Below are 23,602 nucleotides of genomic sequence, written 5' to 3' on the forward strand. Positions count from 1 at the left end.
CACTCACCTTGCGCGGACGGGACCCCCAATCTGTCTACAGAATGAGTCATCGCGGGGAGCGTAACGCTCCCCGCGATGATCTGTCAGGTGAAAAATCACGCGCTGGTCAGCAGCGCCTCCAAGGCCACGGCCGTATCCGGATGGCGACCGGCCAGTGCCGCGCCCGCCGGGTGGTGGGAGTCCGCAGTCGCCCATGTCCCGTCGCAGCCCAGCAGGTTCGCCACCGCGTCGCACGTCGCCGGGTGGGCGGCGAGCAGCGCACTGCGCCGGTTGCCGTCCGCGTGCGCCGCGGATGGCGTGGCTTCCGGTTCCGGCTGTGCCTGCCACGGCGGCACCCACGCGTCCAGCGCCGAGAGACGGCCGGGGAAGATCCGTCCGGCCTCGCGGATGAGCAGCGGGGCCAGTTCGGCGCCGCCCGATCGCAGGGTGGTGATCAGGGTCGGCAGCCACGGCAGGAGCACCGTGTCCGGCAGCCGTGCGAAGGCGCTCGACACCGCCTCCACGACGAAGTCGGTGAGGCCCGGGACGGGCTCCAGCGCGTGGACGAAGCCGCTGAGGTAGCGCGGATACGCGGGCAGCACCATGGGGTTGGCCAGCAGTTCGTCGCACCGCGCCCGAAGGTCCGTGCGGGAGAGGTGTCCGAGCTGCTGCTGTGCCGCCCACAGCAGCGCCGTCTTCGACGGGTCCCGCGGATGCGACTGGGCGACGGCCAGCTCCAGTTGGGTGCGGTCGCACCCCAGCGAGAGCGCCAGGCTCTCCATGCTGAACAGGAAGCCCAGCATCGCCGCCACTTGGCGGACGGTGGCGTCGTCGTCGGTGAACGCCGTCGGCAGCAGGGTGCAGTAGTGCGCGTATCCGGTCGTGACGAAGGACTCGATCCACGGCGGCAGCACCGGCTCGCTGGTGCGGTAGTACGCCAGCAGCCGCCGCACCCGGCGCAGCACCTCCGGCGCCCCGTCGACGCTGCGCTCGGCCGACAGCACCTCCAGGGCGCGGGTGCCCAGTTCGTCGGCGAGACGGCGGCTACGCAGGTACAGCGTCGCGTCCTCGACGGCTCGGAGGACGGTCGCCGCGGTGGCCTGGGGGTCGTACGCCGTGCGGCGGAGGCGCTGCTCCAGGACCTGCTCGATGCTGACGCCCTCGTAGCCCAGCTCGATGAGCGCACGCTGGTGGGTGCCCAGCGCCACGTCCCATGACTCCTGGATCGGCCGTTCCCCCAGGGTCCGCTCGCCCATGATCGGGCGGGCGGTGCCGTGGGGCATGAGGTAGCGCAGGATCCACAGCACGTCGGAGCACTGCTGAAGCTCCGGCCGGGAGGCGATGTCCAGCAGCGCCCGTTGCACACCGCGCTGCTGGAGCTTGAGGTTCAGCGGCGCGAGCCGGTCGTGCACGTCGCGGGCCAGCGGTGGCAGCGCGTCGTAGCCGACCTTTCCGATCCGGTCGCCACCCATCATGATCTCCACGAGGCGGCGCACATCGCGCCGACCGGGCACGGTGTCCTTCTCGATGCAGGTGACGGCCGCGTCCTGGAAGTCGTACGGGGTGGGCTTGGCCCGGTCGCGCATCCCGGCCAGCAGGATCGACGTCTCGAACACCGCGATGGCGTCGGCGGTGGAGGCGAGGTAGCCGTTCCGGCGGGCGGCGCGCACGATCTCCACCGACCAGCCGAGCAGTTCGGTCTCGTCCAGCCGGTCCAGTACGGGTGGTTGCCGCAGGAAGCCGGTCAGCCTGTCGGAGGCCGGTTGCGGGGTGGCGGGCGCGGGAGCCGTGGCGGGCGCGGTCTTCTGCGCTTTGCCCTTCTGTGCCTTGGCCTTCTGCGCCTTGGTCTTCTGCGCGTCCGTCTGGCCCGCCTGGCCCTCCAGGCGGTACGGCTCCACGCGGGTGCGCTTGACGTTCTTCGCCCAGACCGTGGCGGCGATCGACACCGAACCGGCGGCGAGGCCGAACTGAGCCTCGATCGCCGCGTGGCTGGACGGGATCAGGCCGTACTGCCATGTGGTGGCCGTGCGCGGGCTGATCCGATAGGTGTCCGCGCCGTGGACGCCGAACTCCTCGACGCGGCTGGCGGCGTGGAAGGCGCCGCAAACGTAGAGGCAGTCCGCGGGATCGGTGCCGGTCGCGGCCAGGTGCTCGCGCATCCTGGTCCACATGTAGCGCTCGCGGTCCTCATCCACGCGCACCCGGTGTGGGTCGCCGGGGGCGAGGCGCCGGAAGAGGCTGCCGATCAGGAACATGACCTGGCGGTAGGTGTCGTGGTCGCCGTCGCCGAGCGGCAGTTCGACGTACTGGTGCCACCACTCCGACCAGTGCCGCACCTTGCCGTGGCGCAGCAGGTGTTCCTCCAGTTCCGCGAAGCGCGGCCGCAGGTCGCCGATCTCCACGCCGACCGCGTCGCCGTGCAGCGCGGCCTCTTCGTCGGCGGCGGACGCGTCCGGCTCCCCCACGTCGGCGGCGGGCTCGTCGGACGGTATTCCGCGCGCGTCCCATTGGAAGACGTGGTCCGAGGAACGGTCGACGAGGACCAGTTCGACTCCGGGGGTGTCGAGCGCGTAGGCGATCGCCTGGTACTCGGCCGAGGCCTCGGTGACCGGTGCGACCACCGACAGCGGAGACCATTCGGGCGGGAAGCCGTCGACGTCGGTGGCGAACGCCTGGACCGCCACCGGGAGTCTGCAATTGCGTAGTTCGGTCAGCAGCGGCGCCATGTCCTCGCACAGCTCCAGGTACACGACCTTCGGCTGCTTCTGGCGCAGACGGCGGGCCATCGCGATCGCCGAGGCGGGCGAGTGGTGGCAGACGGGGAAGATCTCCAGTGGCTCGCCCGCCGCGCGGTCGACGTCGTCGACGAGGCCGAGCAGGATGCCCTCCAGGGCGTCGGGCCCGTCGGCGAACGTCGCGGCGGCCTCCCGCAGCTGCGTGCGCAGCGCTTCGAAGGTCCCCTGGTGGGTGCCGCTCATGACAGGGTGGCGATCGCGTCGCGGCCGCCCTCGAGGAACTCCGGCCAGGATCCGCCCTCGTCCTTGCTGCGCGGCTCCACGACACCGTGCAGATACTTGTTGAGGATGGCCAGGTCCTCGGGCTCGCGCCGGGCCAGCGACCCGACGAGCGAGGTGGCGAGGGTGTGGGCGGTCAGGGCGCGCTCGCCGAAGAAATTGCTGTGCAGGATCGCGTCCTCGAGCACACCGATCTGTTCGGCTGTGGACAGCGCGGACTCCAGCTTCTCGTCGTCGCTTCCGGCCGCGGCCGCCGAAGCGCGCAGATCGGCGAAGCTCTGGAGCAGTACGTCGAGCAGCGTCGGCGGCACATCCAGCTCGATCTGGTGGCGGCGCAGCAGCTCCTCGGTGCGGAAGCGGACGATCTCCGCCTCGCTCTTCTTGTTCGTCATCACCGGGATGCGGACGAAGTTGAAGCGGCGCTTGAGGGCCGAGGACAGATCGTTGACGCCCCGGTCACGGCTGTTGGCCGTGGCGATGATCGAGAAACCGGGCTTGGCGAAGACGATGCCGTCGCTGTCCAGTTCGGGAACGGAGATGTACTTCTCGGACAGGATCGAGATCAGCGCGTCCTGGACATCGCTGGTGGAGCGGGTGAGTTCCTCGAATCGGCCGATCGCGCCGCTCTCCATGGCGGTCATGATCGGCGAGGGGATCATCGACTCCCGCGATTGACCCTTGGCGATGACCATGGACACGTTCCAGGAGTACTTGATGTGGTCCTCGGTGGTGCCGGCCGTGCCCTGCACGACCAGCGTGGAGTTGCGCGAGATCGCGGCGGACAGCAGCTCGGCCAGCCAGCTCTTTCCGGTGCCGGGGTCGCCGATGAGCAGCAGGCCGCGGTCGGAGGCCAGCGTGACGATGGAGCGCTCGACGAAACTGCGGTCGCCGAACCACTTCTGGGCGATCTCCCGGTCCAGGCCGTCGGAGCGCTCGGAGCCCAGGATGAACACGCGGATCATCTTCGGGGACAGACGCCAGGAGAAGGGCTTGGGGTTGTCGTCGATGGACTCCAGCCAGTCCAGCTCCTCGGCGTACTTGATCTCGGCGGGGGCGCGCAACAGGTCGGACATCACAGGGCCTTTCTGAGCAGGTCGGAGCGGGAAGGTAGGCGAGCAGGAAAGTAGGCGAGCGGGAAACTCAGTGAGCGGCGAACTAGGCGAGAAACGTCTTGAGTTCGTGGACGAGCTTGCGGATGTGGCCGGAGAGCACCGGCGCACCGAGATCCTTGAAGCGCTCCCGGAACCACGGGTTGACGCTGCCGCGTCCGGAGCTGGTCACCGAGCCGACCGGGATGAACTTGGCCCCCGAGCGGTGAATGGCGGCCATGCTCTCGAACAGCGGCTCGCTCCGCCATTCGTAGAAGTCGGAGATCCACACCACGACGGTGTTGCGAGGCTCGGCGATCTTCGGCTGGGCCAGTGCCATGGCGACCGTGCCGTCGGTGCCGCCCCCGAGGTTGGTGCGCAGCAGCGTCTCGAAGGGGTCGTGGACCCACGGCGTCAGGTCGAGCGCCTGGGTGTCGTACGCGATCAGGTGGACATCCACCTTGGGGAGCCCGGCGAAGATGGACGCCAGGATGGTGCAGTTCACCATCGAGTCGACCATCGAGCCCGACTGGTCCACGACGACGATCAGCCGCTGCGGCGTCGTCTTGCGGGCGGTGTGCCGGTAGTAGAGGCGGTCGACGTACAGCCGCTCCTCCTCCGGGCTCCAGTTGGTGAGGTTCTTCCAGATCGTGCGGTCGAGGTCGAGGTTGCGGAACACCCGCTTGGGCGGGACGGAGCGGTCCAAGGCGCCGACCGTCGCCTTCTCCACCTGGGTGCGCAGCACCTCGGCGACCTCGTCGACGAAGCGGCGGATCAGCGCCTTGGCGTTGGCCAGGGCCACGCCCGAGAGGTTGTCCTTGTCCCGCAGCAGCTGCTCGATGAGCGACATGCTCGGGGTCAGCTGCGCGGCGAGCTGGGGGTCGGCCAGCACCTCGCGCAGACGCATCCGCTTGACCAGGTCGGCCTCCAGTGCGCCCAGCTCCGGGCCGATCTCCGGGATGAGCCGGCTGAGGTCGGGCGTCACGCCCGGGCCGCCGGTGCCGGTCGGGCTGACGCCCGGCCCGCCCGCCGCCCTTCCGCCGGACTGCCCGGCGGAAGAGCCACCGGGGTGCCCGCCGGAATTCCCGGCCGAGCGGCCCCCGCGCAGCTCGCCGGGCTTGCAGCCCAGGGCGCGCTCCAGCCAGCCCGCGTCGGACTGCCAGCGCGCCAGCTGTCCGGCGGTGACCGTGCCGGAGCCGCGGGCGAAGACGTTGAGCAGGACCTTCGAGGCGAGCGCCGCGCGCCGTACCTCGGCGGCCCGGTCGCGTCCTCCGTCGTCGCCGGGGTCGATCGCCATCAGACCGTCGAACTCGGCGGCCAGCTCCGGGTGGCGCTGCACGATCGAGTCGACGGAGGCCTGGGGGTCCAGCAGGGCGGACGGCAGTCCGATGTCCTCCACGACGGCGAGGCTCGCCGATTCCAGGGTGGCCTGCTCCTCGGCGTCGAAGAGACGGGCGAGCAGCCGCCAGTACAGGACCTGACGGCGGTTGTCATGAGCCGCGTGCGAGTCGGTGTGGTCGGTGTGCTCGGTGGCCTGTCGGTCGGTGTGCTCGGTGGTGTGCGGGTCGGTGTGTTCGGTGGTGTGCTCCGTCATGTCCGCAGCAGCCTCCCGGCCCGTTCCCGCAGCGCGGCCACCGCTTCGGTGGCGGCCTTCTCGGCCTTGACTCCGGCCTTGTCGGTCGTACCCCCGGCCCATCCCCCGGCGTGCAGGACGACCGCCTTCTTCCGCACCGTCTTCTCGACGGCCAGGGGCTGGACGCGATACGCCCCGGCGTCCCAGCGGAGCAGCCCGATGCAGGCGCTCGACCCCACGACGGTCTCGGGGGTGAGCGGACCGGCGGTCGGAATGCGGTCGGTGTCGACGGCGAGAGGGTGTCCGGCGACGGTGAACGTCAGCGCGTCGTCACCCTTCTGGGAGTCGTAGCGCTCCAGGAAGACGGGGACGGCGATGCGCGCCGGATGCCGGTCCAGGGGCACGGTCGGTGCGTCGGCGGCGGTGGGCAGGGCGACGCGGGCGGTGGCGAAGGGGTCGGCGGGCTCGCCCTGACGTGCGTACGCGTCGCTCCAGAGCAGGTCGCCCTCGGCAGTGACCGGCATGTCGGTGAGATCCATCGAGCGGCCCTCGCTGACGGCCGCCAGGAGCGACATGTGCGGCCGCAGCAGCTGCCAGACGCCGACGCCGACGACCGTATCGGGCTTGGGGACCGACACGCTGGCGCGCACCAGGCGGGGTGCCCCGCCGTCGGCGGGCTCGAACACCGCGTGGACCTGGGCCTGTGCCGCCGTCGCGTGTTCCTGCACATCGACGCCGAGGGGCAGGAGACGGCCGGTGACCGCGCCGGTCGCGGGTGCGTCGGCCGCACCGGGCAGCGTCAGCAGCAGCGCCCGCGCCCACAGGTCCGCCCATCGGCGCGCCGGGACGCGGTCCAGGGCGGCGCCGGGGCAGGACGCGGCGAGTTCGGCGGCGAAGCCGTCGAGGAGCGTCGCCAGGCGCCGCAGGGCCGGGTCCGGAAGCATGGCGGAGACGATCTGCGCCGCCCCGGAGACCACGTCGTGGTCGATGCCCTGCCATCCGGAGCGCGCCAGGTCGGACAGCCAGGAACGGGCGGCGGCGCGCAGGTTCACCGCTTCCTGCCCGCCGGGCGCAGGGAGAGTGGCGGTCTCCTCGGCGCGGGGCCGGGCGGTCGCCTCCTCGATCCGGGTCATCAGCGCGTCGTGGACGGACCCCAGCAGTGCGGTGCGGGCGGCGGCGAGGGCGACGAAGTGGTCCTCGCCCGCCGCTCCGGCCGCCGCCTTCTCCGCCGCCTCGGCGACCCGGGCGGCCAGCGGCGTGCCCGCGACGGCCTGGGCGAGATCCGTCAGGCCGGTGGCCCGGCCGAGCTGGGGGCGGAGCAGACCGGTGACGAGTGCCTGGTCGAAGGCGTCGACGGCGGCCAGGGCCGAGTCGAGGTCGGCAATGGGTTCGGCGAGCAGATCGGCGCGCATCAGGCCACCGCCCTGGTCGACGGGAACCACTGCATCTCCGGCAACGGCGCGGTGACCGGGGCCAGTTCGAGGTAGGTCAGATGGCGCAGGAAGCGGCTGAAGACCGCCGCGGCGGCCTGGGAGCCCGCCTGCGAAGGATGGGTGTCGGTCATATCTGCGGCGATGGACAGCGCGGTGGGCTGCCCGTCCGCGGTCTCGACCTTCAGATAGCGGGCGACGCGCTCGGCGCCGTACTGGAGCACCGCCTCGCTGATCAGGGCCATGATGTGCTTGCAGTACGAGCCGCGCGCGCCCCCGCAGGGGCGGTTGTTGTTGGTGCTGCAAGCGAACGCGTACGTACCGGCCGCGACGGACGAGACATAGACCCGCCCGATGTCCGAGCCGCTGGACACCACGCCCTGGAGGCGTCCGTCGGCCAATTCGACGAACGGGACCTTGGCGAGCTTGCGCGGCCGTGCGGACGGGATCACCCGCGCCGTACTCGACCTCTCCCAATCGGACAACGCGCCATCTCCTCTGCACACAGGGGTAGTTCCGCACCACAGCGGCGCGGCACGAATGAACATACGTGCGCCCACTGACAACGCCCCTCGGAGCGGAGGAGGCGGGGCAGAGGGAGCCGGGGAGAGGGATCGGCGAGAGGCGGAATATCTAGTTCCGTTACCTGGAGGACCAGTTGGCCGAATAACATCCTCGAACAGGCATCGGATCTCGCCATGTGGAATGTTTTACAGAAAACCCTTGTTTATTGCCGTTTGCTCCTGTTTTCATCCTCTCAGCTTCAACGAAGCACCCGTCGAAGCCGATCGGGAACCACCAGAACAAGAACAGAACATGGGGAGACCATGCGGCATATCCATGCCGGGCCGGACCGTGTCCGCAACCTGCACACACTCGGTCCGCACGGGACCAACTTGGAGGCCGCCTCACACGAATGGCTGCGCAGACGCGGCGTTGAGGGAACGGTTCATCTGCATTCCTCCATCGAATCGGCCCTGGAAGCCGTACCGGCCGACGGGCAGCACGCCCTGACCGCCTGCGCCGTCTACCCGGCCCTGCACACCCTGGTCTTCGGCAACCTCCACCGGTTACGGATGGTGGACAGCTTCATCATGCCGACGCACAACATGGTGCTCGCCTCCGCGGGAACGCCGGTCCCCGCCACCGTCGCCTCACATCCGGCACCCAGGGGGCTCGTCCCCGACTCGGCCGAGGTCCACGAGGTGCTCAGCAACTCGCAGGCCGCCATCGACTGCGCCGCCGGGAAGGTCGAGGGCTGCATCACCACGATCGTGGCCGCCGAGCGGCACGGACTGCGGGTCCTCCGCGACTTCGGCCCGGTCCCCATGGTCTTCACCGTCCACCAGGTCCTGAGCGTGGACGCCGGGGCCGGGGAGCCGCTGGCTGCGGGGGCGGTGTCGCTGTGACCGCCCAGGCACCCCTGAGCCCCGCGCACCTGGCCGAGGCGCGGCCCCTGACGGAATCGCTCATACCGCAGGTCAACCGCTTCCGGGCGCGCCAGGCCGACGACGGCACGGTCACCGCCCCCACGGCGGACGACGTTGCGCTGCTCACCCGGATCAAGGACGAGGCGTGCGCCTGGTACCGGCGCAACGGGCTGGGGCACCAGGCCGACGCCCTGGACGCCGACGTCGCCGGGTGGCTGGACGCCGGGCTGGACACCCCGCCCCACTTCGCCCGCTCCCGGGACGCGCTGCGCCCGCCCGAGGACGGGGGCGTGGTCTTCTTCCTCGCGCCGCTCCAGACCACCAACAGCGCGCCGCCCGTCGGCAAGCGGCTGGACTGCTTCTACGCGCTGCGCAAGGAGCCCGACGCGCTGCCCGGCCTGGCCGTCACCCACCCGCACCCCAAGAACAACTGCCAGTCCCTGATCCTCATCACCGGCAGCGACGGCTTCGCCCACGGCAACTGCCTGGTGGTCTTCCCGGAGAACGTGGCCGCCCACGACAAGATCACCGACCAGCCGTACGCCATGTTCTTCTTCAACAAGATGCGCGCCATCCACGCGACCTACGCGCTCCCGGGCGCGGCGGCCGTCCTGACCCCGGACTCCATACCCCGCGCCTCCACCGGGCTGGCCCCGGACGTGTGCTACGAGGCCCGTGCCCTGTGGGGCTATCTGCACGACCGCATGCACTACCAGGGGCTGTGGCCGTTCGACGAACACATCTCGCTCAAGATGAACTGGTTCGTCGGCCTGCTCGAAGAGATCAAGGTGGACGCGAAGACCGCGCTGTCCTGCGCCGACGGCGAAGTCCCGTACGCCGAGGAGCAGATCGCCATGATTCTGCTGGAACGTGTCTTCCGCTACCCGCAGGCCGACGATGCCACCCGCAACTTCGACTCCGGCACCGGTGTCTTCCTCTACTCCTGGCTGCGCGAGCGGGGCGCGCTGACCGGTTCCGTACGTGACGGCGGGCTGCTGCGCCTGGACCGGGACGCCACCGTGACCGCGCTGCGGGACTACGTCACCACGGTCGAGAAGCTGGAGTCCGAGGTCACCACCGACGACGAGTACCGGGCCGCCGCCAAGGCCCTGGTACGCACCTATCTGCCCGCCGGGGAGGCCAAGCAGCGCTACCGGTTCACCGAGGACCAGCGGGTGCTGCTGCGTGCCAAGCAGAGCCTGGACCGGCTGCCGCCACTGACGTTCGGCCTCGCGCAGTGGTGAGGGGCGACCCCGAGCCGCGCCGAGGGGGCGGCCCGCTGGTGGTGCCCGCCCTGTCGGTGCTCATGGTGCTGCTGCTCGCCGCGGGCTGGCTGATGTCGGCCCGGCTGGTCGACGGTGTTCCCGCGCTCGCCGTGGCGAGCGGCCGTACGGCGGCCAGCTTCCTGGCCATCTCGGCGATCGCCGCGCTCCGCCCGCGCAGCTGGCCGGATGTGCGGAAGGGGTTCGGCCGCCCGGGCGGGTTCGTGCTGCTGGCGTTCCTGGGGTTCTTCGCGTACTACTCCGGTACGTTGCTCGGCATCGGCCGGATCGGCGCCTCCCGGGTGGGCCTGATCGTCTCGCTGCTGCCGTGCGTGACGTTCGTCATCGGCATCGTGGCCTTCGGCGAGCGCGGGACCGTCCGCAAGGTGTGCGGCACCCTGCTCGCGGTGGCCGCGGCGTGCGGTTACGCGGTGGCGGACGGGGCGGGCGGCGACGCGGCGGCGGACGGGGCCACCCTGTCGGCCGGTGTCCTGCTGGCGCTGGGCGGCACGTTCACGTACGCGCTCTACGGCTATGTCTACCGGCAGCGCATGGCCGACATCTCACCGCTGGCGGCGCTGCCCGCCATCACCGGGGCGGGCGCCGTCATGCTGGGGCTGACGACGGCCGTCTTCGTGCCGATGGGCGGCGTCACGGCGGCCGACTGGGGCGGGGTGGCGCTGCTCGGCGCGGGGCTCACCGCCCCGGTCTTCCTCATCTCGCACGAACTCATCCTGCGCAAGGGCCCGCTGCACACCTCCGCCGTGGCCCTGGTGGTGCCGTTCCTGATCCGCCTCGGTGAATGGGCGCTGGGGTGGGCGGGCGCGCCCGGTCCGCTGGTGCTCGTCCTGATCGTCGCCTGCTCGGCCGGGGTGTGGCTGACGGTGGGCGGCTCCCGCCGGGCGCAGACCCCGGCCACCGGGTCCGGCACGACCGACGACACCGGCGAAGGAGCCGGAGTACCACAGATACGAGGAACATCGTGAGCACACAGCAGCCCCGCGTCGTCCTGGTGTACCAGCGGACGACGCTGCCCTGGGTCTTCGACAGCGCCGAGCGCGCGGGCATCCGCCTCATCCTGGTCCCCCGCCCCGACGAGACCGTGACCGCGGACCGGCTGCCCCCGGCCGTGGCCGACGTGCTGCGCCTGGACATCGACGGGGACCGCGCGGGAGCGCTGGCCACGCTGCGGCAGGTGCACGAGGCCACTCCGTTCCAGGGCATCTGCACCCTGTACGACCCGGCCGTGCCGTTCGTCGCGGAGGCCGCCGAACTCCTCGGGCTGCCCGGCATCGGGCGGGACGCGGCGCTCGGCGCGCAGGACAAGCGGGTGATGCGGGAACGGCTGGCCGCGGCGGGGCTCAACGTGCCCCGCTTCGTGGGCCTGAAGGACCCCTCCGCCTGGGAGGAGGCCGCGCACCTGGACTTTCCCGTCGTGGTCAAGCCCGCGCACGGCTTCTCCAGCCTCGGCGTCACCAAAGCGGAACACCCGGACGAGCTGAAGGCCGTGGTCGAGGAGGTGGGGCAGGTCTGCCGCGGCAAGCTGGGCGAGGCCCGGGGCCTGATCGTGGAGGAGTATCTCGACGGGCCCGAATTCGCCGTGGAATCCCTCGCCCACCGCGGTGAGGTGACGGTGTGCAGCATCGGCTACAAGGGCGAGCCCGAGGGCCCCTACTTCGAGGAGAGCGTCTACCGCGCCCCGGCCGTCCTGCCCGAGGCGGTACGGGACGCCATCCGGCACGAAGTCACCGCCGCACACGCGGCCCTCGGCATCGCCGACGGGCCCACCCACACCGAACTGCGGCTGCGCGGCGACCGGCCGTACCTGCTGGAGCTGGGGGCCCGCATCGGCGGTTCGGGGGTCTCGGAGTACATCGTCCGGAACGTCACCGGGCGGGACTTCGCCGCGGACGCGCTGCGCATCGCCGCCGGGCTGCCGCCACGTTCCTTCGATTCCGCTCGCCCGCCCGCCGCCACGGGCGCGGCGGCCAACTACATCGTGCCGTGCGGCGGTTCGGGGCGGATCACCGCGATCCACGGCCTGGACGAGCTGCGCGCCGACCCCCGGGTGGACCACATCGTGCAGATGCTCTTCCCCGGCGACGTGGTGCGCCCCTACCCGGACTTCACCGGATACCCGGCGTTCGTCCTGTCCCGGCACGCCACCACCGCCGAGGCCGAGGAGTTCCACCGCGCGCTGGAGACCGCCATCCGCATCGAGTACGCCCCGGAAGGTGGCCGATGACCTCCCTCCCCTTCGACGACCGTGACGGCGTCATCTGGTACGACGGCGCCTTCGTGCCCTGGCGCGACGCGACCCTGCACGTCCTCTCCCACGGGCTGCACTACGGCGGTGGCGTCTTCGAGGGGATGCGCGTCTACGACGGCGCCATCTTCAAACTCACCGAGCACGCCGAGCGGCTGCACACCTCCGCACGCGCCCTGGGCTTCGCCATCCCGTTCGGGGTGCCCGAACTCGCCGAGGCCGGCAGGGAACTCGTCCGCAGGCAGGGCATCACCGACGGATACGTCCGGCCCGTGGCCTGGCGGGGCGGCGAGCAGCTCAGCGTGTCCAGTACGGGCAACCGCGTCCACGTCGCCATCGCCACCTGGGAGTGGCCGCGGCTCTTCGGGGACGCGACCCAGGAGGAGGGCATCCGCCTCGGCACCTCCCGCTGGCGCCGCCCGGCGCCCGACACCGCGCCGGTGCACGCCAAGGCGGCATCGCTGTACAACATCTGCACCCTCGCCCGTGACGAGGCCGAGGCCGCCGGTTACGACGACGCGCTGCTGCTGGACCACCGGGGGCTGCTGGCCGAGGCCACCGGCGCCAACCTCTTCCTCGTCATCGACGGCGCCCTGCACACCCCCGTCCCCGACACCTTCCTCAACGGCATCACCCGCCAGACCGTCATCGGCCTCGCCCATGACCTCGGCATCCCGGTCCATGAGCGCCCCCTGGAGCCGGACGCCCTGGCCGACGCCGACGAGGTGTTCCTCACCGGCACCGCCTACGAGGTGCAGCCGGTCCGCGCGGTGGACGGCCACCGGTACGGCGTCGGCAAGGTGACGTCGGCGCTGGCCGAGGCGTACGCCCGTCTGGTGCGCACGCCCTAGGGTCCGGAAGCGATGGCCCCGGTCACGGCTCCCGGGTGACCGGGGCCTGCCACAGGGCGACGATCGCGTCGATGAGCCCGGTGGCGGTGTCGTGCCACGTCGTACGGGAGGTGGGGGCGGCGTCGGCGAGGGCGCGCTCCCTCTCGGCGGTCATCTGCGTGATGAGGTGACGTGTCATGGCGCCGCGCTCCGCGTACACCTCGTCGGGCAGGTCGGGCAGGCAGCGGTTCACCCCGTCCTGCAACGGGTGCAGCGACGGGGCGGCGGCGAAGGCCTCCTCGGTGGTGACCGCCTGGAGCGCAGGGTCGGCCGTGACCTGGGCGATGAACCGCGCGTACCAGCTGGGATGGCCCAGCTCCGCCAGGTGTTCGGTGGTCGGCCGGACCGCACAGGCCACCCAGTCCCGCAGCTCGGTGGAGTCGCCGATGTCGGCCAGCATCCCCGCGCGGATCCGCTCCATCTGCTCGGCGTGCCGGCGGACGATCGCGCGGACCAGGTCGGTCTTGGTGCCGAAGTGGTAGTTGACCGCGGCGTTGTTGCCCTGTCCTGCGGCCGCGCTGATCTGGCGGTTGGCGACCGCGTGCACGCCGTGCTCGGCGAACAGCCGCTCCGCCGCCGTCAGCAGCGCCTCCCGTGTCGCGCTGACCCGTTCGTCCTGCCTCGTCCTGGCCGTCATCATCACCACCCTATTCCGCTCCGCACACACCGCCTTAAATCAATCCCTTGCTTTAAAGCATACCCGGTGTCGCTCCGGGCGGCCGTGCGCGCCCTGCCGGCGGTGTGGCGTACGGCCGTCGGCAGGGCGCTCCGCCTCAGCGGCAGGTGCGTCCGGTGTTGATACACCGCACCATCTGCTTCATCACCCGCTCGTCGAAGACGTTGATGAAGTCCCCGTGGTCGGTGACCGGCTTGTGCAACTGCTCCGGGAAACCGTCCACGGCGAAGAACGGCCGGGTCTTCCCGTTGTCCTTCAGACTGGGCGCGTCCACGTCGTAGACCAGGCGCTGCACCAGCTGCGGAATCGCCACGAAGCCCTTGGGACAGCGGCCGTCGGCGTCCGTGAATGCCACGTGGGAGCGGTGGTTGGCGCTGTCGGCGTTCTTGCCGTCCCAGCAGCTCTGGAACTTCGCCGTACGCACCACGTCGCTGCCCTGCGGACAGATCGGGTACTTGTCCTTCAGCTGCCGGTCCTCGAAGCCGGTGCAGCTCCAGGAGGCGTTGGCGTTCGCCGTCCCGTTGCTGAAGGCCTTGGCGTCGCCGGTGATGATGCGCAGGAACCTGGGCATCGCCACGACCTTGCCGCGCGGGTTGCCCGCGTACTCCAGGGTGACCTTCTTGGCCGTCAGGATGCGGCCGGTGTTGCCCTCGGCGCCACCGCCCTGCCGGTCCGCGTCGAACTCCCGGGTGCCGTCCTGAAGACGCAGCACCGGCCAGTAGTAGGTCGACTTGTCGCCCTGGTTCTGGCAGGTGGTGCGGCCACGGGCGAAGGTGTTGTTGTCGGCGAAGGCGTTGTTGGCCTGGTTGCCGACGTAGTCGTGCGTGTGGTGTGCCCCGTTGGACACGCCCGGGGCGACGATGACGTTGTCGGTGTTGTAGAGCTTGTTGGCGTTGACGCCGCACTTGGTGGTGAAGAGGCCCTTGGAGGCGTTCCGCGCCGGGCGCGGTGTGCGCGCGTTGGGCTTGACGGTGGTGATGTCCACGAAGTCCGCGGCCACCGGGCCGTTGCCGTTCTGGCCCTGGTTGCCGCCCTGGTTGCCACCCTGGTTCTCACCCTGACCGCCGCCCTGACCGCCGCCCTGGCCAGCGCCGCCCTGGTTGCCGGAGGCCTTGAGCGTGCAGGTGGCGAGCCCGTCCAGGCCCTGCGGGGTGGCGGCCACCCTGCCGATGGCGATCGAGATGCGGTCGATGGCCGCCGTGCGCTTGTCCTTCAGCGGACCCATGATCGCGTTCTGTGCGAAGTTGGCATCCTGCTGGATCGCCCGCTGGGAACCGGCCAGCCGCTGGTACGCCTCGGCGACCTGCTTGTCCAGCAGGGCCAGCTCCCGGTCCACCTCGGCCCTGGCCCGCTGCGGAACCGCGCTCAGGCGCTGGCCGACGTCGGGACAGTCGATGGTGGAGGCTCGGGCGGATAACTCCCGGCCGCGGGTGTCACTCTGCTGCGAGTCGCCCGCGTCGGCCGAGGCGTACATGTTGACCGTCACCAGTCCGCCCGCCCCCAGGGCCAGTGCGGCAGTGGCGACGATCGCCCGTCTCGCAACCTTCGACCGTCTACGCGTGTTGCGTCGCATGGAACTCCTTAGTCATGTCGGACGCGTTCGACGGAAGGGTATAGCCATGCGACCGGGCCCGGGCAGCGGGGTGGATCAGGCCGCCGATCCGGCGTCGATCCGGTGGAACGCCCGGTTGAAGTAGACCAGGCTCTGGCCGCCCGCACGGGTGGTGATGCGGTCGATGGTGGCGAAGAGGACGCTGTGGGTGCCCATCGGGATCGCGTCCGTGATGGTGCCGATCGCGGTCACCAGGGCGTCCTTGAGGACCGGCACCTCCTGGGTGTGGTCCCAGATGTCCCAGGTGAAGCGCTCCGCCATCGCCACCTTCGTGGCACCGGCGAAGTGCAGCGCGAGATCCTGCTGTTCGCCTCCGAGGACGTTCACGCAGACCCGGCCGTTGGCCCGGAACACGTCGTGCATGGCGCTGCGGCGGTTGACGCACACCAGGACGGTCGGCGGGTCGTCGGTGACGGAGCAGACGGCGCTCACGGTGATGCCGCAGCGGCCGTTCGGGCCGTCCGTCGTCAGGATGTTGACGGCCGCCGGGAGGTGCGCCATCGCCTCCCGGAAATCGGCCTGGCTGGGGGTCACGGCGATACCGCTCCTCTCGTGTCGTGTCCGGCCATCAGCGCATGTACAGGCCGCCGTTGGCGTCCCAGCACGCTCCGGTGACCGCGTCCGCGTGGTCCGCGGCGAGCAGCACGGCCATGTCCGCGACGAACTCGGGCCGTCCCAGGCGGCCCACGGGGATGGATTCCTCGATCCGGGCGAGCTGGTCCGGGGGCACCAGCTCGCGTACGACGGGCAGATCCTGTGGTCCCGGGGCGATCGCGTTGACCGTCACCCCCTGCGGGCCGAGTTCGCGGGCGAAGACCTTGGTCAGGGTGGTCACCGCGCCCTTGGCCGCCGCGTAGTGGCCGCCCGTGGCCGAGCCGCCGTTCTGACCGGCGAGGGAGGCGATGTTGACGATGCGGCCGTAGCCGCGCCCGGCGAAGTAGGCGCCGAAGACCTGGCAGCCGAAGAACGTGCCGTCGAGGTTGGACGACACGACCGAGCCGAAGCTGTCGGGGGTGATCTCCATCAGCGGCTCGACCTTCGAGTACCCGGCGTTGTTGACCAGGACGTGGACGGCGTCCCAGCGTTCGACGAGCTGGTCGCGGACGCGGACGAAGGCGTCCTTGTCACGTACGTCCAGGCCGAGGCCGATGGCGTTCCGCCCGTCCGGGTCGAGATCCGCCGCGGCCGCGACGACGGCCGCCTCGTCCAGGTCGGTCAGGGCGACGCGGTAGCCCGCGCCGTACAGCCTGCCCGCGATGCACGCGCCCAGCCCGCGGGCCGCGCCCGTGACGAGCGCGACCCGGGCGGGGGTCGTGGTGGTCATCGGGTAGCCTCCGGCTCCGGCAGGGGACGGCCGATGCGCGCCTCGATCTGCATGTAGCGCCACAACCCGTGCTCGCCGACCTGGACGGTGCGGAAGAGGTTGCAGGCGGCGGCGACCGTCGGCTGGTCGACCACATCGGCGAGGAGGTACGAGGTCCAGGGCCACGAGCCGGACGGGCCGACCATGTGCTGGTCGTCGTCCATGGTGCCCAGGACGGTCACCCCGGGCAGCTCGCGCAGTCGCGTGAGCATGGTCATGAAGCCGTCCCAGACCGCCTTGCCCTGGCCGGTGGGCAGGTCGAAGAAGTTCTGGTTGACACCGATGCAGAAGAGCACCCGCAGGGGCGCCGAGGGGGAATCCGGCATGAGGGTTCTTGCCTTTCGGAAAATCGGTTCGGAGAAATCGGAAGGGGCGGGCGTTCACAGGAAGCCGGGGAAGGGCTGAACGCCCATGAGCACGGCCCCGGCGCCGTCGTACATGCCCTCCTGGAGGAAGGCGTGCTGCGGGACCACGGAGGCGTCGCGCAGATAGCGCTGCATGGGGCTGTCGTCGGCGATGGCGGCAATGCCGCCGAGCTGGTACGCGGCCCGTACGACCTCGAAGGAGGTCTTCGCGAGATGGGCGGCGGCCAGCCGCAGCAGACCGGTCTGCCGGGCCGTCGCGGGGCCGCCCGCCACCACCGTTTCCCAGGTCTCCTCGGTGGCCTCGTAGAAGAAGGCCCGCGCGGACCGGAGTTGGGCTTCGGCCTGGCCGACGGCGATGCGGTAGGTGGCGCGGTCGGCGGGCCGGGGTGCGCCGGTGTAGCTCGCGCGGCCCCCTGCGGCGATGGCCTGGTCGAGCGCGGCACGGGCGACGCCGAGGCCGACGACGGCCAGGACCTGGGCGGCGTACGGGACGGTCGGGTAGCGGTACAGCGGCTCGTCCACGGTGGGCTCGCCGCCGCGGACGAACGTCCACTCCTCGGGGACGACGGCGCCGTCCACCACCAGGTCGTGGCTGCCGGTGCCGCGCAGGCCGACCACGTTCCAGTTGTCGGCGATCCGTACCTGCCCGGGACGCAGCACCGCGGTCAGGGGTCGGCCGGTGGCGTCCTCACCGGCCTTGATGCCCACGCCGAGGACGTCCGCGCCCGGGCAGCCGCTGGCGAACTTCCACCGGCCGCGGACCCGGTAGCCGCCCTCCACGCGCTCGGCGGTCTGCACCGGGAACAGCCCGCCCGCGAAGACCACATCGGGCCCGTCGGCGTACAGCTCGGCCTGGGTCTCCAGTGGCAGCGCGGCCAGGTAGACGAGGGACGAGCCGAAACTGGCGACCCATCCTGCGGAGCCGTCGACGGCCGATATCCGCTCGATGAGCGAGAGGAATCGTGCGGGCGGCAGGGGGTCGCCGCCGAATCGCTTCGGGGTGCTCGCCCGGTAGAGGCCCGCGCGCTTGAACACATCGATCACATCCCGTGGGATGTGCCGCTTCTCCTCGAATTCCAGTCGCCGTTCGGCCACCACGGTCAGCACGTCGTCGATCCGGGTCGGGTCCGGGGAATCCGGCGACTGGGTGATGGGAGTTGCATGGGTCATGGGAGATGCTCCTCGCGTTGCCCGGCGGTTCCCTCTCCCGCCTGGCGACGACGCTACGCCCGCCAACGGGCCGTCGGCCATTGGGGATTCGGCGGCGTTGCGTAGGGGAATTCCCCTACGCGCCCGCGGGCAGCGTGAACCGGAAGACCGCGCCGTGCGGCTGGTTCGGGGTGGCCTCGATCCGGCCGCCGTGGCGTGTGATGATGCGGTGGCTCAGCGCCAGGCCGATGCCGCTGCCGTTCTCCTTGGACGTGAAGACACCGTCGAAGATGCGGTCGCCGGGCGGCAGACCGTTTCCCCAGTCGGTGACGGACAGCTCGGCGGCCCCGTCCTCCATCAGGCGCGTGGCGACGCGCACCCTGCGCTCGGCGAGCGGGCACCGCGCCATCTCGTCGACGGCGTTGAAGGCGAGGTTCATGACGACCTGCCCGATCAGTACGTTCTCGCAGCGCACCGGCAGTGGCTCGTCGGTGAGGTCGAGCGCGACGGCCACCGAGTGTTCCTGGGCCCGCAGCTCGATGAAGTACGCGCAGTCGCGCACGATGGCGCCCAGGTCGGTGAGCCGCTCGGACGGTTCCAGGCGGCCCACGTAGCTCCGCAGGCTGCCCAGGATCCGGCGCGCCCGCTCGATCTGCCGGGCGGCGTTGTCCAGCCCGAAGGCCACGGAGGTGTCCCCGGTGGCGAGGCGGCCGCGCGCTCCCTCGACGAAGTTGTAGGCGGCCGCGAGCGGCTGGCTCACCTCGTGGGCGATCGCCATCGCCATGTCGCCCATGGCGTTGTACCGGGCCAGGTGGTCGAGGTGCTGGGTTTCGCGGCGGTGCTCTTCCTCCGCGCGGACCCGGTCGGTGATGTCGTAGAAGAGGAGCATCCGGCCGCGCAGATCGCTCTCGATCTCGATGTGCTGGCAGGTCGACGCGTACCAGCGGGGTACGTCGCCGGGCGCCGCGAACCGGTAGCGCCCCTCTCCGGCTGCGGGTACGGGCCCGTCGTGGCAGTAGTCGGCGAAGTCCGCGCCGCGGAGGCCGTCGCCGAGGAGCCGGACGGCCGACTCGCTCGCGAAGACGACCCGGTCCCCGTCGTCGAGGACGACGATGCCCTCGGCGAGGCTGCCCAGGAAGGTGCGCAGCCTGCTCTCGGTGCGGAAAAGGTCGCGGCGTACCGCCTTCTCCTCGGCGATGTCCCGGAACTGGACCATCACCACCGTCCGCCCCGGCAGGTCGACGCGGATCGCGATCGCCTCGGTGAGGGTCTCCTCGCCGGTCTTGGACCGGTAGCACCACTCGGTGGCGCTGACCCCGTCCTCGACGGCACGCCGGAGCCAGCGGAGGCCGAGTTCGCGCCCGTACTGGCGGGCGTTCTTGCTCATGTCCGGCGCCTTGAGCGGCTTCAGCTCGTCCACGGACCAGCCGAGCAGGTCGCAGGCCGCCCGGTTCGCCCAGAGGATCTCGTAGGTGTGGGCGTCGTGCAGCAGCACGCAGTACTTCAGGGACTGCATCAGCGCCTGGAAGTCGGCCGGTTCGACGGGGCTGCTCATGGAGTGCCTTTCAGCGGTCGGCGGCGGGCCGCAGCCCCAGCCGGAGCACATCGCGGACGAGCGTGGCCATGCTCTGCGCACCGGTCTTCTCCCGGATCCGGGCCCGGTGTACGTCGATGGTCTTGGCGCTGATGCCGAGCCGCGTCGCGATCTGCTTGTTCGCCATGCCGTCGACGGCCAGCCCGAGCACTTCCCGCTCGCGCGAGGTCAGGCCGTCCAGCTTGGCGCGCAGGTCGCTCTCGACCGCGGCGCGCTCGAACCGCTCCCGCGCGGTGCGCAGGGCGGCCTGTACGACGTCGAGCATGTGCTGCGGGTCGTACGGCTTCTCCAGGAAGTCCACGGCGCCGTTCTGCATGGCGCGCACTGACATCCGGATGTCGCCGTGCGCGGAGACGAACACCACGGGCAGCGGTGCGCCCGTCTCGTTCAGCAGCTGCTGGACGTCGAAGCCGCTGAGTTCGGGCATGCGGACGTCCAGGATCAGACAGGCGGGCCGGTCGCGGTCGTAGGACCGCAGAAAGGCCCGGGCGTCCTGGAAGCGCTCCGAGCGGATGCCGACCGACTCCAGGAGCCAGGCGAGCGACTCGCTCAGCTCCTCGTCGTCGTCGAGGATGTACACGAGGGTGTGTGTGGTGGCGTCCGCACTCATCGCCCGGCCCCGATGCGCATGTGCTCCCTCCCGGCGGTTGGTCTCGCAAGGAGCGTAAACCGTGCCGTGGACGTGCGGGTCGGCCGCCGGTTCCGGGGTCCCCCGGGGTCAGGCCATCACCTTGGCGAGGAACGCGGCGACGTTGGCCGTGGTCCGCTCGATCTTCTCCTCCAGGGTGAGCGACTCGTGGAGCCGAGCGCCCGCGCCCGCGTCCTTCTTGCCGCGTACGTACAGCGAGCAGGCGAGGTCGCTGCATATGTAGGTGCCGACGGAGTTGCCCTGCTGTCTGGCCTTCCCCGCCTTCGGCGCGACCATCAGGGAGACGCCGTCGGCGGGGGAGGTCAGACAGAGCGAGCACATGCCGCGCTGCGTCTGCCAGGAGGCGGGGGTGGGGCAGCGCAGGGCGAGGGCCCGCGGGCGGTCGTCGAGCAGGGTGACGAGGTAGGCGCGGTCGTAGGCCTGGGGATCTCGCCAGCCGAGGTAGTCCAGGTCGTCCCAGGGCTTGGCGGCCAGATCGCGCGGTACGGACAGGCGCTTCGCCTCGCCCTTGGTGCAGTTGACGAAGGCGGCACGGATCTCTTGCTCGGTCAGCGGCTTCATGACCGGGAGGCTAAGTTGCCTAAAGGTCTTAGGCAAACGAATAATGGTCTCTGTCGACGGAGGGGCAGGGCAGGGCATGGCATACGCAGGGCTGACCGCGGAACGGCTGACCCGGGCCGGGGCGGAACTGGCCGACGAGGTCGGCTTCGACCAGGTGACCGTATCGGAGCTGGCCAGGCGGTTCGACGTCAAGGTCGCGAGCCTGTACTCGCACCTGAAGAACTCCCGCGACCTCAAGACCAGGATCGCCCTGCTCGCCCTGGAGGAACTCGCCGACCGGGCCGCCGATGCCCTGGCCGGGCGGGCCGGGAAGGACGCCCTGATCGCCTTCGGACACGTTTACCGCGACTACGCCCGCGAGCACCCCGGCCGCTACGCCGCGGCCCAGTTCAGGCTGGACCCGGAGGCGGCGGCCGCGAGCGCCGGTGGCAGGCACGCGCAGATGACGCGGGCGATCCTGCGCGGCTACGACCTGACCGAGCCGGACCAGACGCACGCGGTGCGGCTGCTCGGCAGCGTCTTCCACGGCTTCGTCAGCCTGGAGTTGGCGGGCGGGTTCAGCCACAGCTCCCCCGATTCGGCGGAATCCTGGTCCCGGACCCTGGACGCGCTCGACGCCCTGCTGCGCAACTGGCCCGCGCCCTGATCGCACACCGACCACTCCGGACGCGCGCGCATCGCCCATTCGCTCCCCTCCGGTCGGCCCCGCTCCGTGGTGGCCCTCGCTCCGGTGACCTGCGTAAACGATCAAGCAAAGCGGTGCCCCTGACCTCGCCGGGGTGACGCTTGGTGTTGCGGCGGTGGCGGACTGTCGGTTGTCTCGAGAGCGGAACACCTCACAGGTGCCGTGTGATCACGACGGCCACTGCTCCGTTGGAGGATCTTCATGCGTTACGTACCCGCCGGTGCAGGCATCGGCCTGGTTCTCTGTGCCCTCGCGCTCCAGGGCCCGGCCGCCGCCGCCGATGACTCGGAGCTCCGCATCAGCCCGAAGAAGGGCGCTCCGGGGTCCACGGTCACCGTCAGTACGACCGCCTGCGGCTCGGACGTGACCTATGGCAAGGGCACCGCGGGCGGAGACGAGTTCCACCTGCTCGACGACGGCCACAAGGGTGTGCTCACCGGCCACTTCCGGATCCCGAAGGGTGCCGCGTCCGGTAGCCACGACGTCATCGTGAAGTGCCCGCCGAGCATCAAGATCACGGACACGGTCGACGTCAGGCGCAGCCACCCCAGTGGCGGGGTCGACGCCGGTTTCGGGCCTGCCGCGGTCGGCGACAACAAGCCGACCCTCCTCGGTGCCACCGTCCTGGCCGTCACCGCCGGAGGTGTGCTGATGATGCGCCGCCACCGGAGCGTCCGGCGCTAGCCCCGCCCTTCACACCGGATCGCGGGAAACGGGCGGTGGCGTGGGACGCGGAGGTGGCCGTCGTCGGCGCGGGCGCGGCCGGTCTGACGCTGGCCCACCGGCTCGCCACCCTGCCCTCCCCGCCCCGCGTCCTGCTGGTCGGGGCGCCGGACGGGCCACTGCGACCGCCGGAACGGACCTGGTGCTGGTGGGAGGAGCCGGGCGGTGAGTTCGACGGGGCACTCGCCGCCCGCTGGAGCCGGGTCAGGGTGCACGGAACCGACGGCCGCCCGGTGGACCGCGAGCTGGCGCCCTTCGTCTACAAGATGCTGCGGTCGCGCGACTTCGAGCGCTGGGTGGCCGACCGGCTCGACGCGGCGCCCTCGGTGCGGCGGGTCGAGGCGGTGGTGGACGAGGTGCGCGACGACGCGGGCGGCGCCGTGGTACGGGGCGTGTGCTCCGAGGGCCGCCCGGTGGTCTGGCGCGCCCGGTGGGCGTTCGACTCCCGCCCGGCGGCCGCCCTGCCACCGGCTCGTACGACGCTGCTCCAGCACTTCCGCGGCTGGTTCGTCCGCTGCGACGCCCCGGCCCTGGACCCCGCGGTGGCCGAGCTGATGGACTTCCGCACCCCGCAACCGGACCGGGGCCTGTCGTTCGGCTATGTGCTGCCGCTGAGCGACCGTGAGGCGCTGGTGGAGTACACCGAGTTCTCGCCCGCCGTGCTGGACGACGCCGCGTACGACGCGGCCCTGCGCCACTACACCGGGGCCGTGCTGCGGCTGCCGCCCTTCCGGGTGCTCTCCACCGAGCAGGGCGTCATCCCCATGACCGACGGCCGCTTCCCCCGCCGCGCCGGCGCCGCCGTGTTCCGGATCGGCACCGCGGGCGGCGCCACCCGCCCGGCCACCGGCTACACCTTCGCCGCGGTGCGGCGGCAGTCCCATGCGGTGGCGGCGGCCTTCGCCGCGGGCCGCCACCCGGTGCCGCCCGCCCCGTATCCGGCCCGCGCGCTCGCCATGGACGCGGCGATGCTGCGCGCCCTGGCCACCGGGCGTGTGGCCGGGGCCGATGTCTTCACCGGTCTCTTCCGCCACGTCCCCGCCGAGCGTCTGCTGCGCTTCCTCGACGGCCGCACCGGTCCGGCGGAGGACGTCATGGTCGGTGTGCGGACACCGGTGGCGCCCATGCTGCGGACGGTGGCCGAACTGCCCTGGCTCCGGCGGCGGACCGGCATCGGACACGCCCCGCTGAGGCGGGAGCGGTGATGCCCGCGGCGGCGGCCCGGCGGGGGCGGGACCGGCGGGCCGAGGTGCTGCCGGTGGCGGCGGGCCGGGCCCGGGTACCGGCCGGATG

At 71.3% G+C, this 23,602-nt stretch carries 22 protein-coding genes; 8 read left to right on the top strand and 14 right to left on the bottom strand.

Annotated elements, in window-relative coordinates:
- Positions 1 to 95: 95 nt before the first annotated feature.
- The 5 genes from EEJ42_RS01230 to EEJ42_RS01250 form a co-directional block, all read right to left on the bottom strand.
- Positions 96 to 2,957 (bottom strand): DUF5682 family protein, encoded by a 2,862-nt coding sequence (locus EEJ42_RS01230; protein ID WP_123098182.1) that lies wholly within the window; start codon positions 2,955 to 2,957, stop codon positions 96 to 98.
- On the bottom strand, positions 2,954 to 4,066 hold the full coding sequence (locus EEJ42_RS01235; RefSeq protein ID WP_123098183.1) for an ATP-binding protein: 1,113 nt from the start codon (positions 4,064 to 4,066) through the stop codon (positions 2,954 to 2,956). The genes EEJ42_RS01230 and EEJ42_RS01235 overlap by 4 nt, the downstream gene beginning before the upstream one ends.
- A gap of 82 nt (positions 4,067 to 4,148) precedes the next feature.
- The gene (locus EEJ42_RS01240; RefSeq protein ID WP_123098184.1) at positions 4,149 to 5,675 is read right to left on the bottom strand and encodes a vWA domain-containing protein; all 1,527 of its coding nucleotides are present in this window, start codon (positions 5,673 to 5,675) and stop codon (positions 4,149 to 4,151) included.
- Positions 5,672 to 7,096 carry a hypothetical protein gene (locus EEJ42_RS01245; RefSeq protein WP_123098185.1) on the bottom strand — a complete coding sequence of 475 codons (1,425 nt, stop codon included), beginning with the start codon at positions 7,094 to 7,096 and terminating at the stop codon, positions 5,672 to 5,674. Before EEJ42_RS01245 ends, EEJ42_RS01240 begins: the two co-directional genes overlap by 4 nt.
- Complete coding sequence (locus EEJ42_RS01250) at positions 7,066 to 7,569, bottom strand: hypothetical protein (protein ID WP_184502875.1); 504 nt, start codon at positions 7,567 to 7,569, stop codon at positions 7,066 to 7,068. The genes EEJ42_RS01245 and EEJ42_RS01250 overlap by 31 nt, the downstream gene beginning before the upstream one ends.
- A 342-nt stretch (positions 7,570 to 7,911) precedes the next feature.
- Here EEJ42_RS01250 and EEJ42_RS01255 point away from each other — a divergent pair, with 342 nt between their 5' ends.
- From EEJ42_RS01255 to EEJ42_RS01275, 5 genes are read left to right on the top strand one after another with little or no spacing between them, the layout of a single operon-like run.
- Complete coding sequence (locus EEJ42_RS01255) at positions 7,912 to 8,493, top strand: type 2 periplasmic-binding domain-containing protein (RefSeq protein ID WP_123098187.1); 582 nt, start codon at positions 7,912 to 7,914, stop codon at positions 8,491 to 8,493.
- Positions 8,490 to 9,758, top strand: a complete 1,269-nt coding sequence (locus tag EEJ42_RS01260; protein WP_123098188.1) for a DUF6421 family protein — start codon at positions 8,490 to 8,492, stop codon at positions 9,756 to 9,758. The genes EEJ42_RS01255 and EEJ42_RS01260 overlap by 4 nt, the downstream gene beginning before the upstream one ends.
- Positions 9,755 to 10,762: a DMT family transporter gene (locus tag EEJ42_RS52180; RefSeq protein ID WP_246095944.1), complete on the top strand. Its 1,008-nt coding sequence runs from the start codon at positions 9,755 to 9,757 to the stop codon at positions 10,760 to 10,762. The genes EEJ42_RS01260 and EEJ42_RS52180 overlap by 4 nt, the downstream gene beginning before the upstream one ends.
- Positions 10,759 to 12,021 (top strand): ATP-grasp domain-containing protein, encoded by a 1,263-nt coding sequence (locus EEJ42_RS01270; protein WP_246095945.1) that lies wholly within the window; start codon positions 10,759 to 10,761, stop codon positions 12,019 to 12,021. The genes EEJ42_RS52180 and EEJ42_RS01270 overlap by 4 nt, the downstream gene beginning before the upstream one ends.
- On the top strand, positions 12,018 to 12,893 hold the full coding sequence (locus EEJ42_RS01275) for a branched-chain amino acid aminotransferase (protein ID WP_123098191.1): 876 nt from the start codon (positions 12,018 to 12,020) through the stop codon (positions 12,891 to 12,893). Before EEJ42_RS01270 ends, EEJ42_RS01275 begins: the two co-directional genes overlap by 4 nt.
- A gap of 22 nt (positions 12,894 to 12,915) precedes the next feature.
- Here the strand turns inward: EEJ42_RS01275 and EEJ42_RS01280 are convergent, their stop codons facing one another.
- From EEJ42_RS01280 to EEJ42_RS01320, 9 genes are all read right to left on the bottom strand, one after another.
- Positions 12,916 to 13,569: a TetR/AcrR family transcriptional regulator gene (locus EEJ42_RS01280; RefSeq protein ID WP_123098205.1), complete on the bottom strand. Its 654-nt coding sequence runs from the start codon at positions 13,567 to 13,569 to the stop codon at positions 12,916 to 12,918.
- Between the two features lie 136 nt (positions 13,570 to 13,705).
- On the bottom strand, positions 13,706 to 15,181 hold the full coding sequence (locus EEJ42_RS01285; RefSeq protein ID WP_123098192.1) for a DUF1996 domain-containing protein: 1,476 nt from the start codon (positions 15,179 to 15,181) through the stop codon (positions 13,706 to 13,708).
- Positions 15,182 to 15,256: 75 nt separating this feature from the next.
- Complete coding sequence (locus tag EEJ42_RS01290) at positions 15,257 to 15,754, bottom strand: flavin reductase (RefSeq protein ID WP_246095946.1); 498 nt, start codon at positions 15,752 to 15,754, stop codon at positions 15,257 to 15,259.
- A gap of 34 nt (positions 15,755 to 15,788) precedes the next feature.
- Positions 15,789 to 16,544, bottom strand: coding sequence for an SDR family NAD(P)-dependent oxidoreductase (locus tag EEJ42_RS01295; RefSeq protein ID WP_123098193.1), 756 nt, complete (start codon positions 16,542 to 16,544; stop codon positions 15,789 to 15,791).
- A complete protein-coding gene (locus EEJ42_RS01300; RefSeq protein WP_123098194.1) occupies positions 16,541 to 16,909 on the bottom strand; it encodes a hypothetical protein in 369 nt (122 codons plus the stop codon). Before EEJ42_RS01300 ends, EEJ42_RS01295 begins: the two co-directional genes overlap by 4 nt.
- Before the next feature lie 54 nt (positions 16,910 to 16,963).
- Positions 16,964 to 18,118, bottom strand: a complete 1,155-nt coding sequence (locus tag EEJ42_RS01305) for an acyl-CoA dehydrogenase family protein (RefSeq protein ID WP_123098195.1) — start codon at positions 18,116 to 18,118, stop codon at positions 16,964 to 16,966.
- A gap of 115 nt (positions 18,119 to 18,233) precedes the next feature.
- Positions 18,234 to 19,652: an ATP-binding protein gene (locus EEJ42_RS01310; RefSeq protein ID WP_123098196.1), complete on the bottom strand. Its 1,419-nt coding sequence runs from the start codon at positions 19,650 to 19,652 to the stop codon at positions 18,234 to 18,236.
- A 10-nt stretch (positions 19,653 to 19,662) separates the two neighbouring features.
- Positions 19,663 to 20,301, bottom strand: a complete 639-nt coding sequence (locus EEJ42_RS01315) for a response regulator transcription factor (RefSeq protein ID WP_123098197.1) — start codon at positions 20,299 to 20,301, stop codon at positions 19,663 to 19,665.
- A gap of 108 nt (positions 20,302 to 20,409) precedes the next feature.
- Positions 20,410 to 20,901 (bottom strand): FBP domain-containing protein, encoded by a 492-nt coding sequence (locus EEJ42_RS01320; protein WP_123098198.1) that lies wholly within the window; start codon positions 20,899 to 20,901, stop codon positions 20,410 to 20,412.
- A gap of 76 nt (positions 20,902 to 20,977) precedes the next feature.
- On the opposite strand from EEJ42_RS01320, the gene EEJ42_RS01325 reads away from it, so the two are divergent.
- The 3 genes from EEJ42_RS01325 (at position 20,978) to EEJ42_RS01335 (ending at position 23,514) form a co-directional block, all read left to right on the top strand.
- Positions 20,978 to 21,547, top strand: a complete 570-nt coding sequence (locus EEJ42_RS01325; RefSeq protein ID WP_123098199.1) for a TetR/AcrR family transcriptional regulator — start codon at positions 20,978 to 20,980, stop codon at positions 21,545 to 21,547.
- A 240-nt stretch (positions 21,548 to 21,787) separates the two neighbouring features.
- Positions 21,788 to 22,270, top strand: a complete 483-nt coding sequence (locus EEJ42_RS01330) for a sortase (protein WP_123098200.1) — start codon at positions 21,788 to 21,790, stop codon at positions 22,268 to 22,270.
- 35 nt (positions 22,271 to 22,305) lie between these two features.
- Entirely contained in the window at positions 22,306 to 23,514 is a 1,209-nt protein-coding gene (locus EEJ42_RS01335; protein ID WP_123098201.1) for a lycopene cyclase family protein, read from the top strand.
- Positions 23,515 to 23,602 lie beyond the last annotated feature (88 nt).

Origin of the sequence: Streptomyces botrytidirepellens (assembly GCF_003721215.1) — a bacterium.
In the GTDB taxonomy this organism is placed as follows: Bacteria; Actinomycetota; Actinomycetes; order Streptomycetales; family Streptomycetaceae; genus Streptomyces; species Streptomyces himastatinicus.

What these genes read in the sequence shown, in the direction of transcription:
- EEJ42_RS01300 (WP_123098194.1), bottom strand. Translation starts at nt 16,909, where the DNA reads ATGCCGGATTCCCCCTCGGCGCCCCTGCGGGTGCTCTTCTGCATCGGT.
- EEJ42_RS01305 (WP_123098195.1), bottom strand. Translation starts at nt 18,118, where the DNA reads ATGACCCATGCAACTCCCATCACCCAGTCGCCGGATTCCCCGGACCCG.
- EEJ42_RS01285 (WP_123098192.1), bottom strand. Translation starts at nt 15,181, where the DNA reads ATGCGACGCAACACGCGTAGACGGTCGAAGGTTGCGAGACGGGCGATC.
- EEJ42_RS01280 (WP_123098205.1), bottom strand. Translation starts at nt 13,569, where the DNA reads ATGACGGCCAGGACGAGGCAGGACGAACGGGTCAGCGCGACACGGGAG.
- EEJ42_RS01320 (WP_123098198.1), bottom strand. Translation starts at nt 20,901, where the DNA reads ATGAAGCCGCTGACCGAGCAAGAGATCCGTGCCGCCTTCGTCAACTGC.
- EEJ42_RS01295 (WP_123098193.1), bottom strand. Translation starts at nt 16,544, where the DNA reads ATGACCACCACGACCCCCGCCCGGGTCGCGCTCGTCACGGGCGCGGCC.
- EEJ42_RS01275 (WP_123098191.1), top strand. Translation starts at nt 12,018, where the DNA reads ATGACCTCCCTCCCCTTCGACGACCGTGACGGCGTCATCTGGTACGAC.
- EEJ42_RS01240 (WP_123098184.1), bottom strand. Translation starts at nt 5,675, where the DNA reads ATGACGGAGCACACCACCGAACACACCGACCCGCACACCACCGAGCAC.
- EEJ42_RS01255 (WP_123098187.1), top strand. Translation starts at nt 7,912, where the DNA reads ATGCGGCATATCCATGCCGGGCCGGACCGTGTCCGCAACCTGCACACA.
- EEJ42_RS01325 (WP_123098199.1), top strand. Translation starts at nt 20,978, where the DNA reads ATGGCATACGCAGGGCTGACCGCGGAACGGCTGACCCGGGCCGGGGCG.
- EEJ42_RS01315 (WP_123098197.1), bottom strand. Translation starts at nt 20,301, where the DNA reads ATGAGTGCGGACGCCACCACACACACCCTCGTGTACATCCTCGACGAC.
- EEJ42_RS01230 (WP_123098182.1), bottom strand. Translation starts at nt 2,957, where the DNA reads ATGAGCGGCACCCACCAGGGGACCTTCGAAGCGCTGCGCACGCAGCTG.
- EEJ42_RS01310 (WP_123098196.1), bottom strand. Translation starts at nt 19,652, where the DNA reads ATGAGCAGCCCCGTCGAACCGGCCGACTTCCAGGCGCTGATGCAGTCC.
- EEJ42_RS01235 (WP_123098183.1), bottom strand. Translation starts at nt 4,066, where the DNA reads ATGTCCGACCTGTTGCGCGCCCCCGCCGAGATCAAGTACGCCGAGGAG.
- EEJ42_RS01330 (WP_123098200.1), top strand. Translation starts at nt 21,788, where the DNA reads ATGCGTTACGTACCCGCCGGTGCAGGCATCGGCCTGGTTCTCTGTGCC.